Below are 25,469 nucleotides of genomic sequence, written 5' to 3' on the forward strand. Positions count from 1 at the left end.
TAGTTAGTCATCGATATCAACGTAAGCAGTGTTGATATATCTGTCGGGATGACGGATAAGCAAAGGGAGAATTGCAATGGCTCTTTATGATCCAAGTCTTGAGAAAGACAACTGTGGATTTGGCTTGATCGCGCATATGGAAGGCGAACAAAGCCACAAGCTGGTACGTACAGCAATTTCTGCACTTGACCGCATGACTCACCGTGGTGGTATCGCCGCCGATGGTAAAACTGGTGATGGTTGTGGTCTTCTATTACAAAAGCCCGATTCCTATTTACGTCTTATTGCCGAAGAAAATGGTTTCAACCTTGGCAAGCAATACGCCGTAGGGATGATTTTCTTCAACCAAGATCCAGTCAAAGCTCAACTCGCTAAAGACATCGTCAACAAAGAACTGGCGCAAGAGACGCTAACTGTGGCTGGTTGGCGTGAAGTACCAACTAATTCAGAAGTACTCGGTCCAATTGCGGCCAACTCGCTTCCAAATATTCAGCAAGTCTTTGTCTCTGCACCGGCAGGTTGGCGCGAACGCGACATTGAACGTCGTCTCTACATCGCACGCCGTCGCATCGAGAAACAAATCACCGAAGATCCGGATTTCTACATCTGTAGCTTATCGACTCAAGTTTTGGTGTACAAAGGCCTATGCATGCCTGCGGACTTACCGCGCTTTTATCTTGATCTTGCCGATCTACGTATGGAATCTGCTATCTGTCTGTTCCACCAGCGTTTTTCTACCAACACTCAACCGCGTTGGCCATTAGCTCAACCGTTCCGCTACCTTGCTCATAATGGTGAGATCAATACCATTGAAGGTAACCGACAATGGGCACGCGCTCGTGCTTATAAGTTCTCGTCACCACTGCTGCCTGACCTACAAACTGCAGCACCGTTTGTGAACGAGACAGGCTCAGACTCGTCTAGCTTAGATAATATGCTAGATCTCTTTTTAGCTGGCGGCATGGATATCTTCCGTGCCATGCGTATGCTCGTACCGCCAGCATGGCAAAACCACCCGGATATGGATCCGGATTTGCGTGCGTTTTACGATTTCAACTCCAAACACATGGAACCATGGGATGGCCCAGCAGGTATCGTACTGTCCGATGGTCGTTATGCTGCTTGTAACCTAGACCGAAACGGTCTACGTCCTGCGCGTTATGTAATTACCAAAGACAAGCTGATCACTCTGGCATCTGAGGTAGGGATTTGGAATTACGCCCCAGATGAAGTTGCCAAAAAAGGTCGTGTAGGTCCGGGGGAATTGCTCGTCATCGACACTCGTAAAGGTAAGCTTTGGCAGTCTAGCGAGATCGATAATGACCTGAAATCTCGTCACCCTTATCGCGAATGGATGGAGAACAACGTTCGCAAACTAACACCGTTCTCTCAGCTGCCTGAAGATCAAGTAGGTGAGCGCAGCTTTGATGAAGACTTGCTTAAGACTTATCAAAAGCAGTTTGCCATGAGCAATGAAGAAGTCGATCAAGTATTGCGTGTCCTCGGTGATATGGGGCAAGAAGCCGTCGGTTCGATGGGTGATGACACCCCGATGGCGGTTCTTTCTTCGAAAGAGCGCTTGGTGACTGATTACTTCCGTCAGAAGTTCGCGCAGGTCACCAACCCACCAATCGATCCGCTGCGTGAGAAACACGTCATGTCGCTGGCGACTAGCATCGGCCAGGAGATGAACGTCTTCTGTGAAACCGATGGCCACGCGTATCGTGTAACCTTTGATTCTCCAGTACTGCTCTATTCAGACATGCAGCAACTACTAGAGCTGAGTGACGATCATTACCGTAATACCATTCTCGATATCAACTACGACCCACAACAAAAAGATCTTAAACAAGCCATTAATGCTCTGTGTGAGCAAGCAGAGCAAGTCGTTCGTGAAGGCACGGTTTTAGTGGTGCTTTCGGACAGAGCCTTGGTCAAAGGTAAGTTGCCAATTCCGGCAGCAATGGCAGTCGGCGCCGTTCAAACTCGTCTGATTGACGCGAACTTGCGTTGCGATGCCAACATTGTTGTCGAAACCGCAACAGCCCGTGATCCACACCAATTTGCCGTCTTGCTTGGTTTTGGTGCCACTGCGGTTTACCCATACCTTGCTTATGAAGCGTTGGGTAAACTGATTGATGATAAAGCGCTAGAGAAAGACTACCGCGATGTGATGCAAAACTACCAATACGGCATCAACAAAGGCCTGTACAAGATCATGTCGAAAATGGGGATCTCAACCATCGCCTCTTACCGCTGCTCACAACTATTTGAAGCAGTTGGCTTGAGCCAAGATGTGGTCGATCTGTGTTTTAAAGGCGTCACAACTCGAATTGAAGGCGCGAATTTTGACGACTTCCAGCAAGATCTTACAAACTTATCTCGTAAAGCATGGGCTAAACGCAAATCGATTGATCATGGCGGCTTGTTAAAGTACGTCCATGGCGGTGAGTATCATGCTTACAACCCGGATGTTGTCGGCACGCTGCAACAGGCCGTTAAATCTGGCGAAAGTAACGACTATCAGAGCTTTGCTAAGCAGGTAAACCAACGCCCTGTTGCCATGCTGCGTGACTTAATGTCGCTGAAAAAATCAGACTCACCGCTGCCACTTGAGCAAATAGAACCACGCACTGAACTGTTCAAACGCTTTGACTCAGCGGCAATGTCCATTGGCGCACTTAGCCCAGAAGCGCATGAAGCACTTGCAACGGCGATGAACCGTCTTGGTGGTTACTCTAACTCGGGTGAAGGCGGTGAAGATCCTCGCCGTTTCGGTACTGAGCGTAACTCACGTATCAAACAGATTGCTTCTGGCCGATTTGGTGTAACGCCGCATTACCTGACTAATGCGGATGTACTGCAAATCAAGGTGGCACAAGGTGCGAAACCGGGTGAAGGTGGACAGCTACCAGGACACAAAGTCACCGCAGAAATCGCAAAACTGCGTTATTCGGTACAAGGCGTGACTCTGATCTCCCCTCCTCCGCATCACGATATCTATTCGATTGAAGATTTGGCCCAGCTGATCTTCGACCTTAAACAAGTCAACCCGAATGCGCTGGTTTCGGTAAAACTCGTCTCCGAGCCAGGTGTCGGCACCATCGCAACGGGTGTAGCCAAGGCTTACGCTGATCTTATTACCATTTCGGGTTACGACGGTGGTACCGCAGCAAGCCCATTAACTTCGGTAAAATACGCTGGTAGCCCTTGGGAGTTGGGGTTGGCAGAGACACAACAAGCTCTGGTTGCTAATGGTCTGCGTCATAAGATCCGCCTACAGGTAGACGGTGGTCTAAAGACTGGTTTAGACGTAGTTAAAGCCGCAATTTTAGGTGCAGAAAGCTTCGGTTTTGGTACTGCGCCAATGGTCGCTATGGGTTGTAAGTTCCTACGAATTTGTCACCTCAACAACTGTGCAACTGGGGTTGCGACTCAAGACGAGACACTGCGTAAAGAATACTTCAAAGGTCTACCAGAAATGGTGATGAATTACTTCATCGGCCTGGCAGACGAAGTGCGCGGATTACTCGCCGAACTTGGCGTTGAAAAGCTGACGGACTTGATTGGTCGTACCGATTTACTTGAGGCAGTAGAGGGATTTACAGCGAAACAGACCAAGCTGGATCTATCCAATATTCTAGAAGCTCCAGTATCACCTGAGGGCCATCCGCTATTTTGGACAGAGCCAAACAAACCGTTTGATAAAGCTGAGCTCAACCAAAAGATCGTTGATGATGCCATGCATGCGGTCGAAAACAGTCAATCGGCAAGTTTCTTCTACAATGTCATCAACACTGATCGTTCTGTTGGTGCACGCTTATCTGGCGAAATAGCAAAACGCTATGGCAACCAAGGGTTGGCGGCTTCCCCTATCAAAATCTATCTTGACGGCACCGCAGGCCAGTCCTTTGGTGTTTGGAACGCAGGTGGTGTAGAGCTTTACCTCACGGGCGATGCGAACGACTACGTGGGCAAAGGCATGGCGGGTGGTAAAGTGGTTATCAAACCTCACCTTGGCACTGCATTTAAGTGTAATGAAGCAACCATCATTGGTAACACCTGTCTGTACGGCGCGACCGGCGGTAAACTATTTGCAGCCGGTAAAGCAGGTGAGCGTTTCGGCGTACGAAACTCAGGTACGATAGCCGTCATTGAAGGTGCTGGCGATAACGCTTGTGAGTACATGACTGGCGGTATTGTTGCCATTCTTGGTGCGACAGGTGTGAACTTTGGCGCGGGTATGACTGGAGGCTTTGCCTATGTTCTGGATGAGAACCAAAGCTTTGAAGGTCGAGTTAATACTGAGTCTGTCGAAGCCATCTCATTGTCCGATCTTTACATCCACCAAGAACATTTGCGTGGCCTAATTGCGGAACACCTTGAAGAAACAGGGTCGAGTCATGCAGAAAATATTTTGGCGAACTTTGATGAATGGATTCCAAAGTTCTATTTGGTGAAACCACAAGCGGCAGATCTTCGCACGCTACTTGGTCACCAGAGCCGCAGTGCCGCAGAGCTGCGTGTTCAAGCACAGTAATCATGGAGGATGTTTGAATCATGAGCCAGAACGTTTATCAATTTATCGATGTGCAGCGTGTAGATCCTGCGAAAAAGCCTATCAAAGTTCGTAAGATCGAGTTCGTTGAAATCTATGAACCGTTCACTAAACAACAGGCGACTGCACAAGCGGATCGCTGCTTAGATTGTGGCAACCCATATTGTGAATGGAAATGCCCAGTCCACAACTACATCCCTCAATGGTTAAAACTTGCCAATGAAGGTCGTATTCTTGAAGCGGTTGAACTATCGCATCAAACCAACAGCCTACCGGAAGTATGTGGGCGCGTTTGTCCTCAAGACCGCCTATGTGAAGGTTCATGCACGCTTAATGATGACTTTGGTGCCGTCACCATCGGTAACATAGAAAAGTACATTACCGACAAAGCGTTTGAAATGGGCTGGAAGCCAGATATGTCCAAGGTGGAGTGGACCGATAAAAAGGTCGCAATCATTGGAGCTGGCCCAGCTGGCTTGGCTGCCGCGGATATCCTAGTGCGCAATGGCGTTAAGCCAGTCGTGTTTGACCGCTACCCTGAAATTGGAGGCCTTCTGACCTTCGGCATTCCTTCATTCAAGCTTGAAAAAGGCGTGATGGAAAACCGCCGCCGTGTGTTCACTGAAATGGGCGTCGAGTTCCGCATGAACATGGAAGTAGGCAAAGATGTCCAAATGCAAGAGCTACTTGATGAATACGATGCTGTTTTCTTGGGCGTTGGCACCTATAAATACATGCGTGCAGGTCTAGATAATGAAGATGCGCCGGGTGTGTATGACGCGCTGCCATTTTTAGTTTCGAACACCTACAAAGTCATGGGTCTTGAGAGTAACCAACCCTTTATCGATATGGCAGGAAAGAAAGTCGTCGTACTGGGTGGTGGTGATACCGCAATGGACTGCGTTCGTACCTCAATTCGCCAAGGAGCCTCCAACGTAGTTTGTGCTTATCGTCGTGATGAGGCCAACATGCCAGGCTCTCGTCGCGAGGTAAAAAACGCAAAGGAAGAAGGCGTGAAGTTCATGTTCAACCTTCAGCCTTTGGGAGTGGAAGTGGATGCGTCAGGCAAAGTCTCGGGGGTCAAAGTGGTGAAAACCGCACTTGGTGAACCTGATGAAGCGGGTCGCCGACGTCCAGAGCCCGTTGAAGGCAGCGAGCACGTTCTACCAGCAGACGTTGTTATCATGGCGTTTGGTTTCCAGCCGCACAAAATGGACTGGTTAGCACCGTTTGATGTCGATTTGGATCAATGGGGTCGTATCAAAGCCCCTGCGAAGCAAGAGTTCCAGTTCCAGACCAGCAACGAAAAGATCTTCGCGGGTGGCGATGCGGTACGAGGTTCTGATCTTGTCGTAACCGCAATTGATGAAGGACGAAAAGCGGCAGAAGGCATTCTCGATTACCTCGAAGTTTAATCACTGTTAACGTCTCAAAAGGGATCCTACTATTGGATCCTTTTTTCTTTTATTACATATAATTAAATTCCTATGATAAGGGATAAAACCAATGAAAAAAGCCGCTCTCCTTTCCATTACTTTGCTCGGCTTAACCGCTTGTAGCCAAGGAGTCAAAACCATGACGGATCGTTCTCAATCACCTTGTGGTGACAAACCAAACTGCGTCTCCACCCAAGACACGCGAGAAAAATACAACCTAACGCCATTCATCTTAGTGGATTCAGCGAACATCGACGCTATTGAGCAAGTTGCGCTTGAACTGCCAGGCGCGAAAACCGCGGTGAAAGAAAGCAACTACCTTCGTATCGAGTGCACATCTAAAATCATGCGCTTCGTGGATGACCTCGAACTAAAAATAGCAGGAGACCAACTGATTGTGCGCTCGGAGTCTCGTGTGGGCTACTCTGACTTTGGCGTAAACAGAAAGCGCGCCGATCAATTACGAGAAAAGCTCACTCAAGCTAAGCTCATCAAATAGAAAACTGCCAACGGGGAGTGCTATACTCTCGGCCAACTAAAATATTTACCCAAAGAGAGTGTTATGAAAGTTGGTATCATCGGTGCGATGGAACAAGAAGTGACCATCCTGAAGCAAGCAATTACAAACTGCAAAACTGTAAATAAAGCAGGTTGTACGTTTTTCTCTGGTCAAATTAACGATGTTGAAGTCGTCGTACTACAATCGGGCATCGGTAAAGTTGCAGCGGCAGTGGGCACGACAATCCTTCTTGATGAATACCAACCAGACGTTGTGATTAACACAGGCTCTGCTGGCGGTTTCGATTCAAGCTTAAACCTTGGCGATGTAGTTATCTCTACAGAAGTTCGTCATCACGATGCAGACGTAACCGCTTTTGGTTATGAGATTGGCCAAATGGCCGGTCAACCAGCTGCATTCAAAGCGGATGACAAGCTAATGGACTTAGCCGAAAAAGCCCTAGCACAAATGGAAAACACTCATGCGGTTCGCGGCCTAATTTGTACTGGCGATGCGTTTGTTTGTACTGCTGAGCGTCAAGAGTTTATTCGTAAACACTTCCCGTCAGTTATCGCTGTAGAAATGGAAGCATCTGCTATCGCTCAAACTTGTCATCAATTCAACACACCGTTTGTTGTTGTGCGTGCAATCTCTGATGTCGCTGATAAAGAATCACCAATGAGCTTTGATGAGTTCCTACCTCTAGCAGCAAAAAGCTCTTCCGAAATGGTATTCAAAATGCTGGAACTCATTAAGTAAACGACTCATTCATGGAAGAAGTTTTTCAGTCATTTTATACCAACGGTGCGCTCCTCATTATGTGGGGTGCACTGATCTTGCACCTTTTAGTGCCAATCCCCCATTCAGCGCACCCCATCACTTTATGGCGAAAGCTAGCAGAGCAGCTAGCTAACAAAGTGAACAATAATCACAATTACTCACAGAGTGTAATCTCAGGCAGTCTTGCACTAGGCTTGATGCTGTTTCCTTGCTTGATATTACTGATTGCAGTAAAGCCATTTGTTTGGCAAATCCCTTTATATGAACTGGTTCTATTGATCATTGCGCTAGACTGGCGCAACAGCGAAACGTTAACGAAACAGCTCGTCACAAGTATCTCTTCGGAAGACAAAGCTCAGTGTCGAGCATTACTGAGACCATATCTTAATCGCGATACTGGTAGCCTCTCGATTGTTGGCATAGGTAAAGCTGGCTCAGAAACCCTGATTATGGGATACAGCCGCAACGTGATCGGCGTGCTATTTTGGTACGCACTAACAGGTGGTATTGGTGCGTTAATGTATCGACTCACAACAGAATTAGCGCGAGTGTGGTCCCCTAGCCGACGCCAATATTTGCCCTTTGGTAAACCTGTGATTCAACTGGTTGCTACTCTGGATATTATTCCACTTCGTCTCTTTGCCATACTTTTAGCTGCCGGAAAGAATACAAGTAATGTGCTCTCTGGAATACAACAGCAAGCGAAGTCTTGGCCCTTACCAGGACCTAGCTGGGTGTTATGTACTATCGGACACAAACTACAACTGTCTTTATGCGGCCCTGCTATCTATCAAGGTGTGCGTGCAGAGCGCGCAAAAATCGGTGGGCGCATTGCGCCATCGGCTATTCACCTTTCACAAATACATACGCTGCTCGTTTGGCGCGTCCTGGCTTGGATCGCAATCCAAAGTTTGCTTTTAGGAATAATTTATCAAGGATTATGATGAATAAATTATGCTTCGCATTAACGCTGTTTGTTTCGACAGCGACCTTCGCTCAACCCGCTCAACGCATTATAAGTTTAGCTCCACATGCCACCGAAATTGCCTTTGCAGCAGGGCTAGGAGAGCAGCTTGTTGCTGTCAGCGAAATGAGCGATTATCCAGAACAGGCAAAGCAGCTAGAAAGAGTCTCAAATTATCAAGGAATTAAATTAGAGCGCATTATTGCTCTTCAGCCGGACTTAGTGATTGCTTGGCCAGCCGGAAACCCCGCTAAAGAGTTGGAGAAAATTAAACAGTTCGGTATTCCTATCTATTACTCCACTACAGGTTCATTAGAAGATATCGCCAATAATATTGAGCAACTCAGCCAATACAGCGAAACTCCACAAGTAGGAAAAAAGGCCGCTGAAGATTTTAGAACGCAGCTGAGTACACTAAAAGAACAGTACAACACGAACGAGAAAGTTAGTTACTTTTATCAGTTGAGTGAAAAGCCTATCATCACTGTCGCTGGAAAGAACTGGCCAAGTGAAGTCTTTACTTTTTGCGGTGGTGAGAACATTTTCGCCGCATCCAGCGCGCCTTATCCTCAAGTTAGCATCGAGCAAGTCATTACTCGCCAGCCAGAGGTTATTTTTACTTCTCGTCACGCAATGAGTAACGATGGTATGTGGGCTGAGTGGAGTAATGAGCTTCTTGCTCTTAAAAACAAACACATCTGGTCCCTAAATTCTGATTGGATTAACCGTCCGACACCACGCACATTGAACGCGATCAAGGAAGTGTGTGAGCACTTTAAAAGCGTTCGTCAAAAACGCTAACGATTTCGTGGCAAATACCGTACAATTTCCGCCCATTTTTTCTCACACTATTTAAAGGTACTAAGTAACATGGACTCCATGCTGCTTTATATGATCGATTTGTTCGGTACCGCTGTTTTCGCTATCTCTGGCGTATTACTGGCGGGCCGTTTAAAAATGGATCCATTCGGCGTTATCGTGCTCGGCAGTGTGACTGCTATAGGTGGCGGAACAATCCGAGACATGGCGCTTGGTGCCACTCCCGTATTTTGGATAACAGATACGACTTACTTATGGGTGATATTTGTTACGTGTCTACTAACCATGCTTGTTATTCGAAGACCCAAGCGACTCTCATGGTGGGTATTACCCGTTTGTGATGCCATCGGTCTCGCTGTATTTGTGGGAATAGGAGTAGAAAAGGCACTCGCCTACAATGCATCTGGGATGGTCGCGGTGATAATGGGGGTTATTACTGGCTGTGGCGGTGGCATTATACGAGACGTGCTGGCTCGCGAAGTTCCTATGGTATTAAGAAGTGAAGTCTATGCTACGGCATGTATTATTGGCGGCATCTTCCATACGATGGCGGTAAACATGGGTTATGACCACTCAACGGCTTTACTCGCTGGTGTAATCTCAACGCTCATTATACGTCTCGGTGCGATTCGTTGGCATCTATCCCTGCCAACTTTCGCCATTAACCGTTAAACACCAACAACATCACTCATCATGGAGTCGACCAAGTGTCGGCTCCTCTCATTTATGCTCATTTGATTCGCCAATTCTTGGGCAATTCGCTAAATTATCTCAACCATTCCTAACTTTCATTAATCATTATGTTGCTTGAAGGTATTGAAACGTTACTTGTCCTCAGTAAAGAAAAAACCATGAGCCGCACGGGCAGTCAACTCTATATTAGTCAATCTGCCGTGAGTAAACGTATTTCAAATCTAGAGAAGAAGTTAGGAAAAAAATTAATAGAGCCAAATGGTCGGCACATAAAGCTGACCTCCGATGGCCTTGCGCTCATCAACACGATCGAGCCAACGTTCAATGAGTTAAGAGGTCAGATCTATGATCAACAACAAATAGAAGATACTTCTTTGATCAAGATAGACTGCTCTGAAACCTTAGTCGCTGGATACCTCAGCATGATCATGGCAGAACACTTTGCCCATGATCAGTACATACGAATATCGACCAATCATACGCCACGCATTATTGAGAATGTGAAATCAGGCAAAGCAACATTGGGATTTTGCGCTGGCTATCTACCACCTCATCATGGATTAATGAGCCTTCACCTCGCCGATGAACCTTTCTCAATTGTCAGTCGACATTCACTTTCACAACTACCTAAAGCTATTTTGACCAATGACCTAACTAACCCTGCCAACACATATCAACAAGCTATTTTATCCAAACACGGAATCGAACCTTTGATGGAAATGGATTCGTATACTGCGGCAGCACAACTGGCTTTGGGAGGTATGGCTCCCGCTTTAATCCCTAAATCTATCCTAACGACACTTAATATCACATCTAAGTTCTGCTATGACTTTGAAGAGCTAGATCAGTTAGTTCGACCAATACATATCTGCTTACGTCACAGCACATATCGTAGCGAACGAGTTAAAGCACTGACAGAATCCATTGCTGATGTTGTTGCCAAAGAAGTTTCGTTGCCATAAGCATCGACATCACTATAACTAGAGGACGAATCCATTTTTGTCCTTTACTTACCACGACCTTCGCTCCTAACTGAGCACCAAGAAAACCGCCAACAGCCATGGTTAAGCCAAGCTTCCACACGGGCAACCCAGCGAAGATAAAAAAGAGTAGTGCCGCAATGTTTGACGTGAAATTGAGAATTTTGGTTCTAGCAGTGGCTTCGACCAAAGAAAAGTGACCTAGTGCAACAAAACAAACAGTAAAAATAGATCCAGTCCCAGGGCCAAAAAAGCCATCATAGAAACCGATTCCGCCACCAATGCATAGCGCAAACATCGCTTCAGATAACTTTGGTTCTCCATCGATTTTTCGCGTACTTGGCGCGAGTAAAAAATAGAGGGAAATGGCTATCAAAAGAACAGGGATCAAACTGGTGAGTACGCTAGCATCAATAAACTGAACAGCCTCGGCACCGATCGCTGCACCAATAAAAGTACAGAGTATCGCGAAACGCATTTCCTTTAGGCTGACAATACCGTTACGCACGAAATACCAGCTAGCAGAGAAACTGCCAAACGAACTTTGTAACTTATTGGTTGCTAGAGCTTGAGTCGGACTTAACCCCGCAGCCAAAAGCGCAGGGAGTGTAATGAGCCCTCCCCCACCAGCCATCGCATCAATAAAGCCTGCGGCAGTCGCAACCAAAAATAAGGCCAACAAAATCTCAACCGTGATTTCCACTACACTTCCTTTTTGAAGAGGTATCAAAGAGGAAGAAACGGTAGCACTTATTCACAAAACTACCAATGGAAAGTCAAGACACCAATCTATTCCTAATTTTCATCAATCAATGAATCTAGAAAATGATACATTAAAAATATCAATTACATCAAAATATAGAGCCTCACCTCAAGAGTATTTCATTTTTTTGATGGCCAAGAAAAACACTGGCTTAATCTGATAAATTCAACCTTATCAAGAGTGAAAATAATGGATGCTTTAAGGACTCGCCCCTCAATAAAAGAGCAACAGCTACGCTCTCGTATAGAACAAACCGTAAATCTAAAACAGCTCTTCAAAGTCATAGACTCTAGACCTGAAACTTCGGGGGCAGGGGTTATTTATATAGCAGGTGATTCAACAGTAATCTCTCTTCGAAAGTTCAACTCCAGTTGTCGCGTCAACCCTATCAGCATTATTTTAAAAGAGCCGACATCTCCTATGTCCGCCGATAGCTACGCCAAAGAACTTAAGTCTTCGAATAGAGAGTCTAAGTTAGCTTCTGAACTTATTGGAGCAGGCTTAAGCTGTGCTTCAGCAGCTTTAGGTTGGATGGTTGTTATTGGTAGTGTTGGTGCGATTCCAATTTCGGGAGGCACGAGTGCTGCCGTTACTTATTTGGGATACAGTGCGGCGGCTGCCTCTACAGTCCAATGTATGGTCGGCATAGGCAGGAGTGGAGCTGAGGGTTTTGCTCCTGATAAGCTAGATGAACTGGACTCGCAAGCTTGGTATCAAAATACGTCTAAAGCCCTCGATTACATATCTCTGGTAGGTGTTGGGGCATCAGGCACAGCCACAATAAAAGCCATAAGTAATCTACAGAAGAGCTCAGGAAAAAGCTTAAGTGAAGTTTTGAAGGGCTTAAATCGACACGAAAGAGCAAGGCTCACTAAAGAAATTTCGAAACAAAACATCCCAAACTTATCTTCAAAAGCCTATAAACAACTAGTACGTTCAGGAAGCGTAAAACGAAGGTTCTCTTCACAAGACATCAGCAATGCCATCCAACTTCAACTAAAAGATGCCATTGGTGCAACTATCAGTTTCGTGGGTAGTGCAACCTCCGGCAACGTCGGTGCTATTGCAGTGGGTGTATACGAGGAGTTTTCCATTGAATGGTAGAGAAAAAGAAGTCTTCGTTCTGTCCGCTAAAAGCATCGCTACAGCTTTAAGTGCAATAATACTGCTAACAATGGGGGGAGGATTAAATATTTTCTTTCTGGATCAACTAACCGACATTTCAAACACTTACGGTCCATTCTACTTGTGGGTAGTAATGATGGGTATTGGTGCACTTTTGGTAACGATTCCATTTGGGATGATCATTATTCATGGTTTAAAGTTTCTAAATCCAATCAATATTTTCAATGCCACGATACAAATTTTCATTGCGATATGTTTTGGGGTTTCAGAAGCGAAATTAGGAGACCTATTCTGGTTGATAGCCCTTGCTCTCCCCATTATTGCTCTTTATTTGATGAATACTCCTTCCTACAAATGCTTCATAACCTTTTACTATGAACTAGCTCAGAGTCGTAGAGAGCATCGAAGGCGAATGAAACATATCAACAAGTAGAACAAGTTGCTTAATAAAACAAAAAAGCCCGCTCAAATGAGCGGGCAATGAGGTTGTCATGTAAGCCCTGATTAATGAGCTTACTGATTTTTATCTGTTACGCGTCTAGACTCGCTTTCACTTTAGCGTGTAACTCTTGAACCGAAGTTACTGACGCTTTTGCGTCTGCAGTATGAGACATACATGTTGCGAACGCTGCATTCAGTGTCGTTGTGTAGTTCACTTTTTCTGCCAGTGCACCACGTCGTAGAACTTTCGAATCTTCAATCGCTTGACGACCAGCAGCCGTGTTTACGATGTAGGTGTATTCGTTGTTCTTGATGCGGTCAAGAATGTGTGGACGACCTTCGTGTACTTTGTTTACCAAACGTGGGTTAATACCCGCTTCGCCCAGAATTACAGCAGTACCGTGTGTCGCATCCAACTGGTAACCCAGTTTCACTAACTTAGAAGCTAGGTCAACAACACGCTCTTTATCACCTTCACGTACAGACAGTAGCGCACGACCACCTTCAGGATAAACCGCACCACAACCTAGCTCTGCTTTCGCGTAAGCTTCTGCGAACGTTGCACCCACACCCATTACTTCACCTGTTGAGCGCATTTCAGGGCCCAATAGAGGGTCAACACCAGGGAATTTGTTGAACGGCAGAACCACTTCTTTCACTGAGTAGTAAGGAGGGATAATCTCTTTAGTAAAGCCTTGTGACTCTAGAGATTGACCCGCCATTACACGTGCAGCGATTTTCGCTAGAGGAGCGCCTGTCGCTTTCGATACGAATGGTACCGTACGAGCAGCACGAGGGTTCACTTCAATTAGATAAACGTCGTTGTCTTTCACAGCAAACTGCGTGTTCATCAAACCGCGTACACCGAGTTCGAATGCTAACTTCTCAACTTGCTCACGCATCTTGTCTTGAATTTCCTGACTTAGCGTGTATGCAGGCAGTGAACATGCAGAGTCACCAGAGTGAACACCCGCTTGTTCGATGTGCTCCATGATACCACCGATAACGACGCGTTCACCGTCACAGATAGCATCAATATCAACTTCGGTTGCATCATCCAAGAAACGGTCTAGCAGAACTGGAGACTCGTTCGATACGCTTACTGCTTCGTTGAAGTAGCGACGCAGGTCTTGCTCGTCGTATACGATTTCCATCGCACGACCACCGAGTACATAAGATGGACGAACAACTAATGGGAAGCCAATTTCTTTCGATTTCTCAACCGCTTGCTCCATCGTTGTTACTGTCGCGTTTTCTGGCTGAAGTAGACCTAAACGGTCAACAGCGGCTTGGAAGCGTTCGCGGTCTTCCGCACGGTCGATAGCATCTGGGCTAGTACCAATGATTGGCACACCAGCCGCTTCTAGAGCACGAGCCAGTTTAAGTGGCGTTTGACCACCGTACTGAACAATCACACCTTTTGGTTTTTCAACGCGAGCGATAGACAGTACATCTTCCAGAGTTACTGGCTCGAAGTACAGACGATCAGACGTATCGTAGTCAGTAGATACCGTTTCTGGGTTACAGTTAACCATAATGGTTTCGTAACCGTCTTCACGCAGCGCAAGTGATGCATGAACACAACAGTAATCGAATTCGATACCTTGGCCGATACGGTTTGGACCGCCACCAAGAACCATGATCTTATCTTTGTCTGTTGGGTTTGCTTCACATTCTTCATCGTAAGATGAGTACATGTAAGCCGTGTCAGAAGAAAACTCTGCTGCACATGTATCCACACGTTTGTAAACCGGATGAATATCAAACTGCTCACGAGCACGGCGAATTTCACTTTCAGCGACACCAAGCAATTTAGACAAGCGAGCATCAGAGAAGCCTTTGCGTTTCATCTGACGAAGCACTTCTTTGGTCAAACCTGCGTAGCCGCCCGCCTTGACTTGTTCTTCGAGTTTTACAATTTCTTCGATTTGAACCAGGAACCAGCGGTCGATTTGAGTCAAGTTGAACACACCGTCGACTGACATACCCGCTCGGAATGCATCGGCGATGTACCAGATACGCTCTGCACCTGCTTCTTTAAGTTCGTGACGAATCTTAGTCAGTGCATCTGGCGCTTCCAGATCGACCATCTCATCAAAACCAGTTGCGCCAACTTCTAGGCCACGCAGTGCTTTGTGAAGAGATTCTTGTTGGTTACGACCAATCGCCATTACCTCACCAACCGATTTCATCTGAGTTGTCAGACGATCGTTTGCACCAGCAAATTTCTCGAAGTTAAAGCGAGGGATCTTAGTTACGACGTAGTCGATAGTTGGTTCAAATGACGCAGGTGTTGCACCACCTGTGATGTCGTTTTGTAGTTCGTCTAGCGTAAAGCCAACAGCCAGTTTCGCGGCAATTTTCGCAATTGGGAAGCCTGTTGCTTTTGATGCTAGCGCAGAAGAGCGAGATACACGCGGGTTCATCTCGATGATGACCATACGACCATCTTTCGGGTTGATACCAAACTGTACGTTTGAACCACCTGTTTCAACACCGATTTCACGCAGAACAGCTAGCGATGCATTACGCATAAGCTGGTATTCTTTGTCAGTCAGTGTTTGTGCTGGAGCAACCGTGATTGAGTCACCCGTATGGATGCCCATTGGGTCAAAGTTCTCGATTGAACATACGATGATACAGTTGTCCGCTTTGTCACGAACGACTTCCATTTCGTACTCTTTCCAACCGATGAGTGACTCATCGATAAGAAGTTCGTTGGTCGGAGATAAGTCCAGACCACGACGACAGATTTCTTCGAACTCTTCTTTGTTGTACGCGATACCACCACCAGTGCCACCCATGGTGAACGATGGACGGATGATACAAGGGAAGCCAACCATATCTAAAACTTTGTAAGCTTCTTCCATGCTCTTCGCTGTATCTGCGCGAGGACACTCAAGGCCGATAGACTTCATCGCTTTATCAAAACGAGAACGGTCTTCCGCTTTGTCGATTGCATCAGCCGTTGCACCAATCATCTCTACGCCAAACTCTGCGAGAACGCCGTGCTTCTCTAAATCTAACGCACAGTTAAGTGCTGTCTGACCACCCATAGTTGGCAGAACTGCATCAGGACGTTCTTTCTCGATGATCTTGCGTACAACTTCCCACTGAATCGGCTCGATGTAAGTCGCATCTGCCATCTCTGGGTCAGTCATAATCGTTGCTGGATTAGAGTTAACTAGGATAACTCGGTAGCCTTCTTCGCGAAGAGCTTTACACGCTTGTGCGCCAGAGTAGTCAAACTCACATGCCTGACCGATAACAATCGGACCAGCACCAAGAATTAGAATACTTTGAATGTCAGTACGTTTTGGCATTATCTACTACTCCGAATTAAGCGCTGTGTTTTTTGATTAGTTCGATAAAGTGGTCAAATAGCGGTGCCGCGTCATGTGGACCAGGGCTCGCTTCTGGGTGACCTTGGAAGCTAAATGCTGGCTTGTCTGTGCGGTGGATACCTTGCAAAGAGCCATCAAATAGCGATACGTGAGTAGCACGTAAGTTTTCCGGTAATGTTGCTTCATCTGCCGCAAAGCCGTGGTTTTGCGAGGTAATCATCACAACGTTACGCTCTAAATCTTTTACTGGGTGGTTTGCACCGTGGTGACCAAACTTCATTTTCACCGTTTGCGCACCTGATGCTAGCGCCAGAATTTGGTGACCTAGACAAATACCAAAAATTGGCAGGCCTTTTTCTAGGAACACTTTGGTTGCTTCAATCGCGTAAGTACATGGTTCTGGGTCACCAGGGCCGTTTGATAAGAATACGCCATCTGGATTTAGTGCCAGAACTTCTTCCGCTGACGTTTCTGCAGGTACAACCGTTAAGCGGCAGCCACGGTCAACCAACATTCGTAAGATGTTGCGTTTTGCGCCGAAGTCGTAAGCGACAACGTGGTATGGCAGCTCGCTGTCATCTTTCGCCTCTGGAAGTCCACCTTCAAGCGTCCACGAACCTTGCTTCCATTGATACGCTTCTTTTGTTGTAACTTCTTTCGCAAGGTCCATTCCTTTTAAGCCTGGGAATTCTTTTGCTTTCGCTAGTGCCAAAGCTTCGTCGAGGTTGTTGCCCGCAACAATACAGCCGTTTTGAGCACCTTTTTCACGCAGGATACGAGTGAGCTTACGAGTATCGATATCAGCGATGCCAACGATATTTTGAGACTTAAGATAATCAGAGAGGGATTGTTCGTTACGGAAGTTAGAAGCGATTAGAGGAAGATCGCGAATCACAAGGCCTTGTGCATGAATGGAAGAGGATTCTTCATCTTCGGAAGTGGTTCCGGTATTGCCAATGTGAGGATAAGTGAGAGTGACGATTTGCTGAGAATAGGAAGGATCAGTGAGGATTTCTTGATACCCCGTCATCGAGGTATTAAAAACGACTTCACCAACGGAAAGACCATCTGCCCCTATGGACACTCCGCGGAACACTGTCCCATCTTCTAGGACCAACAGTGCTAATTTACCCAAGACAACCTCCAGAATAAAAATGCAAAAAAAATAAATCAAACTGCAAACATGCCTTCCTTTACCTATAAAATCTACATAAATAGGTATTTCAGACAAATTGGCGGTATTCTAAAGTTGGACTCGAAACCTGTCAACCTACAATCAAAAATAAATGATTAATTTCTAGCGAGTAAGGTCATTTTGAATCAGTAAGGCCCAAAAAGATAACTTTTACATGCTATTACATAGAGAGGCATAGAGGTTTAATGAATTTTACAAATTTGAACTTTTTAGAGATCACAAAAAAGTATGAATTTTTCACGCAAACGTTCACTCGACAAAAAAGACATTAGTTTTTAGATATCAAAACCCAAAACACCCACAAAACAACCAAAACAACGACAAAAGTAAGCACCAAAATACTTTCTGTTAGAATCATTTCATTTACAAATAATTCTATAGATATAAAAAAGCCGGCTACCGCCGGCGAATAATTATGTATTTAGAGTTCATTCAATCCCAAAACATCTGTCATGGTATAAAAGCCCGCTGGTTTGGCACTCAACCAAACAGCGGCCTTGACGGCGCCATTAGCAAACGTCATACGATCGGTCGCTTTGTGCGTTATCTCCACTCGTTCCCCGATATCAGCAAACATGGCTGTGTGCTCACCGACGATATCGCCAGCGCGAATTGTAGCAAAGCCGATCTCATCTTTAGTACGTTCACCTGTGATACCTTCTCGCGCATAGACAGCTACATCATTCAGCTTGTTGCCCATCGCACCAGCAATGGCTTCGCCCATCCCGATAGCGGTACCAGAAGGAGCATCAACTTTATGACGATGATGTGCTTCGACAATCTCAACATCACAGTAGTCGCCCATCACTTTGGCTGCTTTCTCAAGAAGCTTAAATACTAGGTTCACACCAACAGAGTAGTTAGGAGCCATGACAACAGGCACTTGCTTAGCGGCTTCGTCAATTAGTTCACGCTCTGCATCACTGAAACCAGTCGTCCCAATCACAATACTCTTTCCATGCTTCTTACACAGTTCAAGATTCGCCAACGTACTTACTGGGGCAGTAAAATCGATGATTACATCAAAATTATCGACGTCTTTAGCAAGATCATCCGTTAAGAACACATCGAATTTGCCTTCACCACAAAGTTCACCGATATCGACACCGACAAGTGAGGACTCAGGTCGTTCTGATCCCGCGCTCACTGTCGCCTCTGGGTTAAGGTGTGAAGCTTTAACCAAATTACGGCCCATTCGGCCTGCTGCTCCTGCGATTGCAATACGAACCATTGCGCTTTCTCTCCTTCTCTGGATAACGAGGTTTGCTCTCGTTCTCTCGTTTCGCTTAATCTGTTTAAACTAACAACATACCGTGGTTACCACAAGCAAGTTCATCAGGCTTAAGCGAACTCTTTTACGACACGCTCCAAGATAGGCACGTTCGCTTCAGGAAAGGCATAGTTACCCAATTCTCTTATCTCAACCCAGCGACCTTCTTGACCTTCTCGGCCGTAAGGCTCATTACTGAACTTAGATACCGTAATAAAATCAAACTTAAGTGATTTGTCTGGATAGTCATATTCCAAATGCTCGAAAAGGGCTTGCTCAGTAACTTCAATTCCTACTTCTTCTTCAAGTTCTCTTGCTAGAGCATGTTCAATACTTTCTCCTGACTCGACTTTCCCGCCGGGAAACTCCCAAAACCCGCCTTTATGCTTGTCGTCTGGACGCTTTGTAATAAAAATTTTTGATTTGTCTTGGTTAAAAATAATAGCCGCGACTATGTGAATTCTTTTCATAGGGGTTCCTAACTCTCAAGCCGTTACACTTCAACGGTCTTTGCATCTCTAAAACTATCCGATGCTATCAAAACTTATGAAATTCGACAGCCACAGAATTTGCTTAAAAAAAGAGCCGCCTAGGCGACTCTTTAAAAAATTATCTGACTAATACGTTAGTCGATCTTGCCGTGGCACTGTTTATACTTCTTACCACTACCACAAGGGCAAGGCTCATTGCGACCTACTTTACGTTCATCACGTACCATTGGCTGACTTGAACCTTCTTCAGATTCTTCACCTTCAGAAAGAGGGTTTTGTGCTGCTGCGTGTTGCGCTTGAGCACGACGAGCGGCCTCTTCAGCTTGCGCACGACGTTGCTCTTCCATACGTTCAACTTCTTCTTGTTGCTGAACTCGAACGCGAGATAGAACAGTAATCACATCAGTTTTCAGCGCTTCTAGTAGACCTTCAAACAGTTCAAACGATTCACGCTTGTATTCCTGTTTCGGGTTCTTCTGCGCATAGCCGCGTAAGTGAATACCCTGACGCAAGTGATCCATTGCTGCCAAGTGCTCTTTCCAAAGCGTATCCAACGTTTGAAGCATAACCGATTTCTCGAAGTTACGAAGCACTTGCGCACCCACCACTTCCTCTTTCTCTTTGTACACTTCAACGGCTAGATTGATGATCTTCTCGCGTAGCGCCTCTTCGTAAAGCTTATCGTCTTCTTCAAGCCATTGCTTCACTGGCGCATCAAGATCGAAGTCTGCTTTCAAGCGCTCTTGCAGACCTTCAACGTCCCACATATCTTCTAGTGATTGTGGCGGGATGTACTCATCAATAACCGCTGTTAGCACATCTTCACGGTTTTGCTCGATCATACCGCTGATGTCTTCAACGTTCATCAATTCGTCGCGCAGCTCGTAGACAACCTTACGCTGATCGTTCGCCACATCATCGTATTCTAGTAGCTGCTTACGGATATCAAAGTTACGACCTTCCACTTTACGCTGTGCTTTTTCAATTGAGCGAGAAAGCATTTTCGATTCAATTGCTTCACCTTCTTCCATACCACTTTGGATAAGGCTCGCCATACGATCAGAAGTGAAAATACGTAACAAAGAGTCTTCCATAGATAGGTAGAAGCGAGATGAACCTGCATCTCCTTGACGACCAGAACGACCACGTAGCTGGTTATCAATACGGCGAGATTCGTGGCGCTCAGTACCAATGATGTGTAGACCACCAGCATCTAGTACTTGATCATGTACCACTTTCCACTCTGCTTTAATCGCATCGATTTGTTCTTGAGTTGGGTTCTCCAAAGCTTCCACTTTTGATTGCCAACTACCGCCAAGCACAATATCCGTACCACGACCGGCCATGTTGGTCGCGATAGTTACCGCACCAGGCATACCCGCTTCAGCAACAATTTCCGCTTCCTTTTCATGGAATTTCGCATTCAATACGTTGTGTTTGATCTTCGCTTTCTTCAATGCGTTAGAAAGAAGTTCTGATTTTTCAATCGATACTGTACCAACCAATGTTGGCTGACCTTTCGCAACGCGCTCTTTGATATCTTCAATGATTGCAGCAAACTTCTCAGCTTCGGTACGGTACACCACATCCGGCATATCGTTACGAATCATTGGTTTGTTGGTTGGGATAACCACCGTTTCCAAGCCATAAATAGATTGGAACTCAAACGCTTCAGTATCCGCAGTACCTGTCATACCAGACAGTTTTTCGTATAAGCGGAAGTAGTTCTGGAAGGTAATCGAAGCCAAAGTTTGGTTTTCGTTTTGAATCTTAACGCCTTCTTTCGCTTCTACTGCTTGGTGAAGACCTTCAGACCAACGACGACCTGGCATTGTACGACCAGTATGTTCATCAACAATTACTACTTCACCTTCGTCAGTAACGATGTAATCAACGTTGCGCTCAAACAACACATGAGCACGCAAAGCGGCATTCACGTGATGTAACATGCTGATGTTAGTCGGAGAGTAAAGTGTGTCACCCTCTTCCATAAGACCATTTTTCACCAACAGTTCTTCAACGTACTCTTGGCCCGTTTCTGTGAGGTATACTTGCTTTGATTTCTCATCAACAGTGTAGTGACCATCACCACGATATTCTTCAGAGTCTTCTTTGTCTTGCTTTTTAAGATGCGGGATCAAAAGGTTGATTCGGGTGTATAGCTCAGAGCTATCTTCAGCAGGACCAGAAATGATTAAAGGGGTACGAGCTTCATCAATTAGGATTGAGTCCACCTCATCGACAACTGCAAAGAAGCGTTCACGTTGTACGCGATCTTCGCTACGGAAAGCCATATTGTCACGAAGGTAGTCAAAACCAAATTCATTGTTGGTTCCGTATAGAATGTCAGCTTGGTACGCTTCTTTTTTCTCTTGAGGAGGCATGTTTGGCACGTTTACGCCAACAGTCATACCTAAAAATTCAAATAGAGGGCGGTTTGTCTCTGCATCACGTTTAGCTAGATAATCGTTCACTGTTACAATATGAACGCCTTTACCAGCTAGGGCATTTAGGTAAGCAGGAAGCGTTGCCGTCAGCGTTTTACCTTCACCCGTACGCATTTCAGCGATTTGACCCGCATTTAGAACCATACCACCGATAAGCTGGACGTCGAAGTGGCGCATACCGTAGACACGCTTAGATGCTTCACGAACCGTAGCAAAAGCTTCTGGAAGTAGTTTATCAAGAGTTTCACCCTTCTCTAGGCGCTCACGGAATTCAACCGTCTTTGCTTTTAGCTCTTCGTCACTTAGAGCCTCGAATGTTGGCTCATAGTTATTAATTTCTTTTACAATTTTTCTAAGGCGGCGCAGTGTTCGGTCGTTGCGACTGCCAATCACTTTTGTCAGTAGCTTAGTTATCATTTTTCGTGAATCTCTCTTTATTCAGACCGTTCCCGATCTACTCATAATGCCTTCAGTCTCTGCCAGTTTGGAACTAAGAATACTGAGATAAATCATTTATCAAAGATATTGAGTTCAAACATCCATATTTCAAGGCTAAGTTTTGAAACAATGTGGCTTAGTGTAAGGATTTTTAATCGATACAACCATAAATAGACGTATTTGTTTGAAGCACTCTGAAGTTTTTACTTAAAGTGGTGACTGATTAGCCGATATTGCATACCGCAATATGTGTAATCCATCCAGAGCAAACTTTGCTTTTTACCTTGCTACATTGTAAAACTGAAGCTAAAGACGTTAATGTAAACTATACCTTGATAGAAAGCTGCTCTAGAATAGCTATATCTCAACAAAATTAGATTTTACCTATGCGTGATCACCGTCCAACCTCGACTGAAGATGTTATTGCTGAGTCACAGTTCAAGCAGATTCAAGAACATGCTGGAGAAATCTTACAGCTTAACCAAGCTTTGCAAGAGGTCTTACCCACGGGGACGGCCGATCATTGCCGAGTAGCGAATGTTCGTAACGGCCATCTATTGATCGATGTCTCTAGTGCCGCGATCAAAATGAAGATCGATTACGATCGCCTCATGATCCTAAATAAACTTCGTACTCAAGGCTTTGCCAAGCTGATGAGCGTTGAAGTGAGGATCAATCCTTCACTATATCGAAACCGCTTTCAACAAGACGACAGACCTAAGCGTCCACCACTAACCGAATCTGCAGCAAAGTCATTAATGACGATTGCCGACATGGCGCCACCGAAAATTCAAGAGCGTTTAAAACGATTAGCCGATATGGCAGAAAAGGAAGATCGTAAGTGAACGTTATTTCAATATGCTGAAAGCTTGAATGTTATTGATAAATCCAGGATTAAAGCCAAATAGCAAAAAACCAGGCATAAGCCTGGTTTTTTATTAATTCTAATGCCAAGTATTTACGCAAGCACCATATTTGGTTCTGCGAATGCTACTGGTGAGCCGACTTCTTCTTCGAATGTAGTCCACTCCCACGCTTCCTGATCTGCAAGAACAGCACGTAACAGTTGGTTATTTAAACCGTGGCCAGATTTAAAGGCACGGAATTCACCAATGATTGGGTGGCCACACATGTAAAGGTCACCAATCGCATCCAACACTTTGTGAGTCACAAACTCATTTTCAAAGCGTAGACCTTCTTCATTAAGAATACGGTAATCATCCAAAACGATAGCATTGTCAAAACTACCACCCAAAACTAGGTTTTGAGATTGTAGATATTCGATATCACGCATAAAGCCAAACGTACGTGCTCGAGAAATCTCACGAACAAAGCCTTTTGACGAGAAATCAAACAGCAAACGTTGCTCGTCTGATTCAATCGCTGGGTGATTAAACTCAATTTCGAAGTCCATACGGAAGCCGTTAAATGGTACAAATTCTGCCCATTTATCACCATCTTCAAAACGAACTGGCTTTTTGATGCGGATGAAGCGTTTTGGCGCATTTTGCGTTTCGATACCTGCTTGTTGTAGCAAGTATACAAATGGGCTTGCACTACCATCCATGATCGGAATTTCAGGTGCGTCTACTTCGACAACAATGTTATCGATGCCCATACCAGCAAGTGCCGCATTCAAGTGCTCAACAGTTGAAATACGCACACCTTCATCGTTTACCAATGCAGTACAAAGCATGGTGTCACGAACCGAAGCTGGATCAGCTGGAAAATCTACAGGTGGATTTACATCTGTACGACGGTAAATGATACCTGTATTTGCAGCAGCCGGGCGCAGAGTAAGTGTGACTTTACGACCAGAGTGGAGACCCACACCAGTTGTTTTCACTATTTCTTTCAGAGTACGTTGTCTGATCATCTGCTTGCCTCTCAAAAATTTGCTACAAAACACGGCCGTCTGTAACGTCGACCGTGAATGCTACCATAATTTTGAGCCATGTCAAATTTATGGGTTAAAGATTAATCAGCCTGACGACGCAAAAATGCCGGTATATCTAAATAACCACTTTCCTTTTCTTGCTTTGGAGCCGCAGAACTTTGGCTCGACGAAGCTGGAGAAGAAGGAGCAGTGTTTGTCGGCTGAGGAGTTACCTGTGGCTTCTCTTGCACTTGATTATTTTGCAAGGTCTGTGCCGGTTTTTCTTCAGCTTGCGTTGCCGCTGCTTGTTGCTGTGGTTGAGCTTGCGGCGTCGGTGCCACTTTAGCTTTACCACCCGCAACTAGCGTGATATCTGGCTTTTTCTCATTACCAATACCTGTCGCTACAACTGTTACGCGGATTTCGTCAGTCATATCAGGGTCTAGAGAAGTACCGATAACAACAGTCGCATTGTCAGAAGCGAATGCCTTCACTGTATTACCAACCGTCTCAAACTCGTCAAGACGCATATCCAGACCAGCAGTAATATTGACAAGAACACCACGAGCGCCCGCTAGATCGATGTCTTCCAGAAGTGGGCTAGAAATTGCCATTTCAGCCGCTTCTTCAGCACGGTCTTCACCTTTGGCGATGCCGCTACCCATCATTGCGTGACCCATTTCAGACATTACAGTTCTTACGTCCGCAAAGTCGACGTTGATCATGCCAGGGCGAGTAATTAGCTCAGCAATACCTTGAACGGCATTCTTAAGAACATCGTTAGCGCTTGCAAAAGCTTCTAGTAGTGTTACACCACGACCAAGTACTTTAAGTAGCTTTTCGTTTGGAATCGTGATCAAAGAGTCAACATGCTTAGAGAGCTCATCGATACCTTGCTCAGCAAATGCCAAACGCTTTTTACCTTCAAAACTAAACGGTTTAGTTACTACCGCTACTGTTAGAATGCCAAGCTCTTTAGCCACTTCAGCAATAACAGGCGCTGCACCAGTACCGGTACCGCCACCCATACCAGCTGCGATAAACACCATATCGGCGCCAGTCAGGGAATCTTTAATTCGATCTCTGTCTTCGAGAGCTGCGTCACGGCCAACCTGTGGATTAGCACCTGCACCCAGACCTTTAGTGATATCACCACCGATCTGAATTACATTGCCAACGCTTGTCTTACGAAGTGCTTGCGCATCAGTGTTGACGCTGATGAATTCCACACCTTCGATGGATTCACGCACCATGTGTTCAACGGCGTTACCACCGCCGCCACCAACCCCAACGACCTTGATTACTGCATCGTCAGACATTTCCATCATCGGTTCAAACATGTGTTGTCTC

General features: G+C 45.6%; 19 protein-coding genes. 11 read left to right on the forward strand and 8 right to left on the reverse strand.

Annotated elements, in window-relative coordinates:
• Positions 1 to 76: 76 nt before the first annotated feature.
• The 8 genes from gltB (at position 77) to R7E51_RS15955 (ending at position 10,711) form a co-directional block, all read left to right on the forward strand.
• Positions 77 to 4,540, forward strand: coding sequence for a glutamate synthase large subunit (gene gltB, locus R7E51_RS15920; protein WP_170890658.1), 4,464 nt, complete (start codon positions 77 to 79; stop codon positions 4,538 to 4,540).
• A 20-nt stretch (positions 4,541 to 4,560) separates the two neighbouring features.
• On the forward strand, positions 4,561 to 5,973 hold the full coding sequence (locus R7E51_RS15925; protein ID WP_053304346.1) for an FAD-dependent oxidoreductase: 1,413 nt from the start codon (positions 4,561 to 4,563) through the stop codon (positions 5,971 to 5,973).
• A gap of 91 nt (positions 5,974 to 6,064) precedes the next feature.
• Positions 6,065 to 6,493: a DUF1499 domain-containing protein gene (locus R7E51_RS15930; RefSeq protein ID WP_017633627.1), complete on the forward strand. Its 429-nt coding sequence runs from the start codon at positions 6,065 to 6,067 to the stop codon at positions 6,491 to 6,493.
• 63 nt (positions 6,494 to 6,556) lie between these two features.
• Positions 6,557 to 7,252, forward strand: coding sequence for a 5'-methylthioadenosine/S-adenosylhomocysteine nucleosidase (mtnN, locus tag R7E51_RS15935; protein WP_005381837.1), 696 nt, complete (start codon positions 6,557 to 6,559; stop codon positions 7,250 to 7,252).
• 11 nt (positions 7,253 to 7,263) lie between these two features.
• On the forward strand, positions 7,264 to 8,217 hold the full coding sequence (locus tag R7E51_RS15940; protein ID WP_206958048.1) for a cobalamin biosynthesis family protein: 954 nt from the start codon (positions 7,264 to 7,266) through the stop codon (positions 8,215 to 8,217).
• A complete protein-coding gene (gene btuF, locus R7E51_RS15945) occupies positions 8,217 to 9,038 on the forward strand; it encodes a vitamin B12 ABC transporter substrate-binding protein BtuF (RefSeq protein WP_017633625.1) in 822 nt (273 codons plus the stop codon). Before R7E51_RS15940 ends, btuF begins: the two co-directional genes overlap by 1 nt.
• 69 nt (positions 9,039 to 9,107) lie before the next feature.
• Complete coding sequence (locus R7E51_RS15950) at positions 9,108 to 9,728, forward strand: TRIC cation channel family protein (RefSeq protein WP_005387377.1); 621 nt, start codon at positions 9,108 to 9,110, stop codon at positions 9,726 to 9,728.
• A 128-nt stretch (positions 9,729 to 9,856) separates the two neighbouring features.
• A complete protein-coding gene (locus R7E51_RS15955; RefSeq protein WP_017821479.1) occupies positions 9,857 to 10,711 on the forward strand; it encodes a LysR family transcriptional regulator in 855 nt (284 codons plus the stop codon).
• Here R7E51_RS15955 and R7E51_RS15960 read toward each other — a convergent pair.
• Complete coding sequence (locus R7E51_RS15960; protein WP_005381847.1) at positions 10,653 to 11,432, reverse strand: TSUP family transporter; 780 nt, start codon at positions 11,430 to 11,432, stop codon at positions 10,653 to 10,655. The genes R7E51_RS15955 and R7E51_RS15960 overlap by 59 nt on opposite strands.
• Before the next feature lie 249 nt (positions 11,433 to 11,681).
• Here R7E51_RS15960 and R7E51_RS15965 point away from each other — a divergent pair, with 249 nt between their 5' ends.
• Positions 11,682 to 12,596, forward strand: coding sequence for a hypothetical protein (locus R7E51_RS15965; RefSeq protein ID WP_206958046.1), 915 nt, complete (start codon positions 11,682 to 11,684; stop codon positions 12,594 to 12,596).
• Entirely contained in the window at positions 12,586 to 13,050 is a 465-nt protein-coding gene (locus R7E51_RS15970; RefSeq protein ID WP_047102012.1) for a hypothetical protein, read from the forward strand. The genes R7E51_RS15965 and R7E51_RS15970 overlap by 11 nt, the downstream gene beginning before the upstream one ends.
• Positions 13,051 to 13,147: 97 nt before the next feature.
• On the opposite strand, the gene carB is transcribed toward R7E51_RS15970, so the two are convergent.
• From carB to secA, 5 genes are all read right to left on the reverse strand, one after another.
• Positions 13,148 to 16,381 carry a carbamoyl-phosphate synthase large subunit gene (gene carB, locus R7E51_RS15975; protein WP_005381854.1) on the reverse strand — a complete coding sequence of 1,078 codons (3,234 nt, stop codon included), beginning with the start codon at positions 16,379 to 16,381 and terminating at the stop codon, positions 13,148 to 13,150.
• Between the two features lie 16 nt (positions 16,382 to 16,397).
• Positions 16,398 to 17,537: a glutamine-hydrolyzing carbamoyl-phosphate synthase small subunit gene (gene carA / locus R7E51_RS15980; RefSeq protein WP_017821483.1), complete on the reverse strand. Its 1,140-nt coding sequence runs from the start codon at positions 17,535 to 17,537 to the stop codon at positions 16,398 to 16,400.
• Between the two features lie 481 nt (positions 17,538 to 18,018).
• On the reverse strand, positions 18,019 to 18,828 hold the full coding sequence (gene dapB / locus R7E51_RS15985) for a 4-hydroxy-tetrahydrodipicolinate reductase (RefSeq protein ID WP_005381860.1): 810 nt from the start codon (positions 18,826 to 18,828) through the stop codon (positions 18,019 to 18,021).
• 110 nt (positions 18,829 to 18,938) lie between these two features.
• Positions 18,939 to 19,337, reverse strand: a complete 399-nt coding sequence (mutT, locus tag R7E51_RS15990) for an 8-oxo-dGTP diphosphatase MutT (protein WP_005387387.1) — start codon at positions 19,335 to 19,337, stop codon at positions 18,939 to 18,941.
• A gap of 155 nt (positions 19,338 to 19,492) precedes the next feature.
• Positions 19,493 to 22,222, reverse strand: a complete 2,730-nt coding sequence (gene secA / locus R7E51_RS15995; RefSeq protein WP_005387389.1) for a preprotein translocase subunit SecA — start codon at positions 22,220 to 22,222, stop codon at positions 19,493 to 19,495.
• A gap of 407 nt (positions 22,223 to 22,629) precedes the next feature.
• Between secA and R7E51_RS16000 the strand changes: the two genes are divergently transcribed.
• Positions 22,630 to 23,088, forward strand: a complete 459-nt coding sequence (locus R7E51_RS16000) for a DUF721 domain-containing protein (protein ID WP_033906094.1) — start codon at positions 22,630 to 22,632, stop codon at positions 23,086 to 23,088.
• A 113-nt stretch (positions 23,089 to 23,201) separates the two neighbouring features.
• Here the strand turns inward: R7E51_RS16000 and lpxC are convergent, their stop codons facing one another.
• Entirely contained in the window at positions 23,202 to 24,119 is a 918-nt protein-coding gene (gene lpxC, locus R7E51_RS16005) for a UDP-3-O-acyl-N-acetylglucosamine deacetylase (RefSeq protein WP_005381871.1), read from the reverse strand.
• Positions 24,120 to 24,220: 101 nt separating this feature from the next.
• Complete coding sequence (gene ftsZ, locus R7E51_RS16010) at positions 24,221 to 25,459, reverse strand: cell division protein FtsZ (protein ID WP_017633617.1); 1,239 nt, start codon at positions 25,457 to 25,459, stop codon at positions 24,221 to 24,223.
• Positions 25,460 to 25,469 lie beyond the last annotated feature (10 nt).

Source organism: Vibrio sp. Vb1166 (assembly GCF_033338695.1).
Taxonomy (GTDB): domain Bacteria; phylum Pseudomonadota; class Gammaproteobacteria; order Enterobacterales; family Vibrionaceae; genus Vibrio; species Vibrio alginolyticus.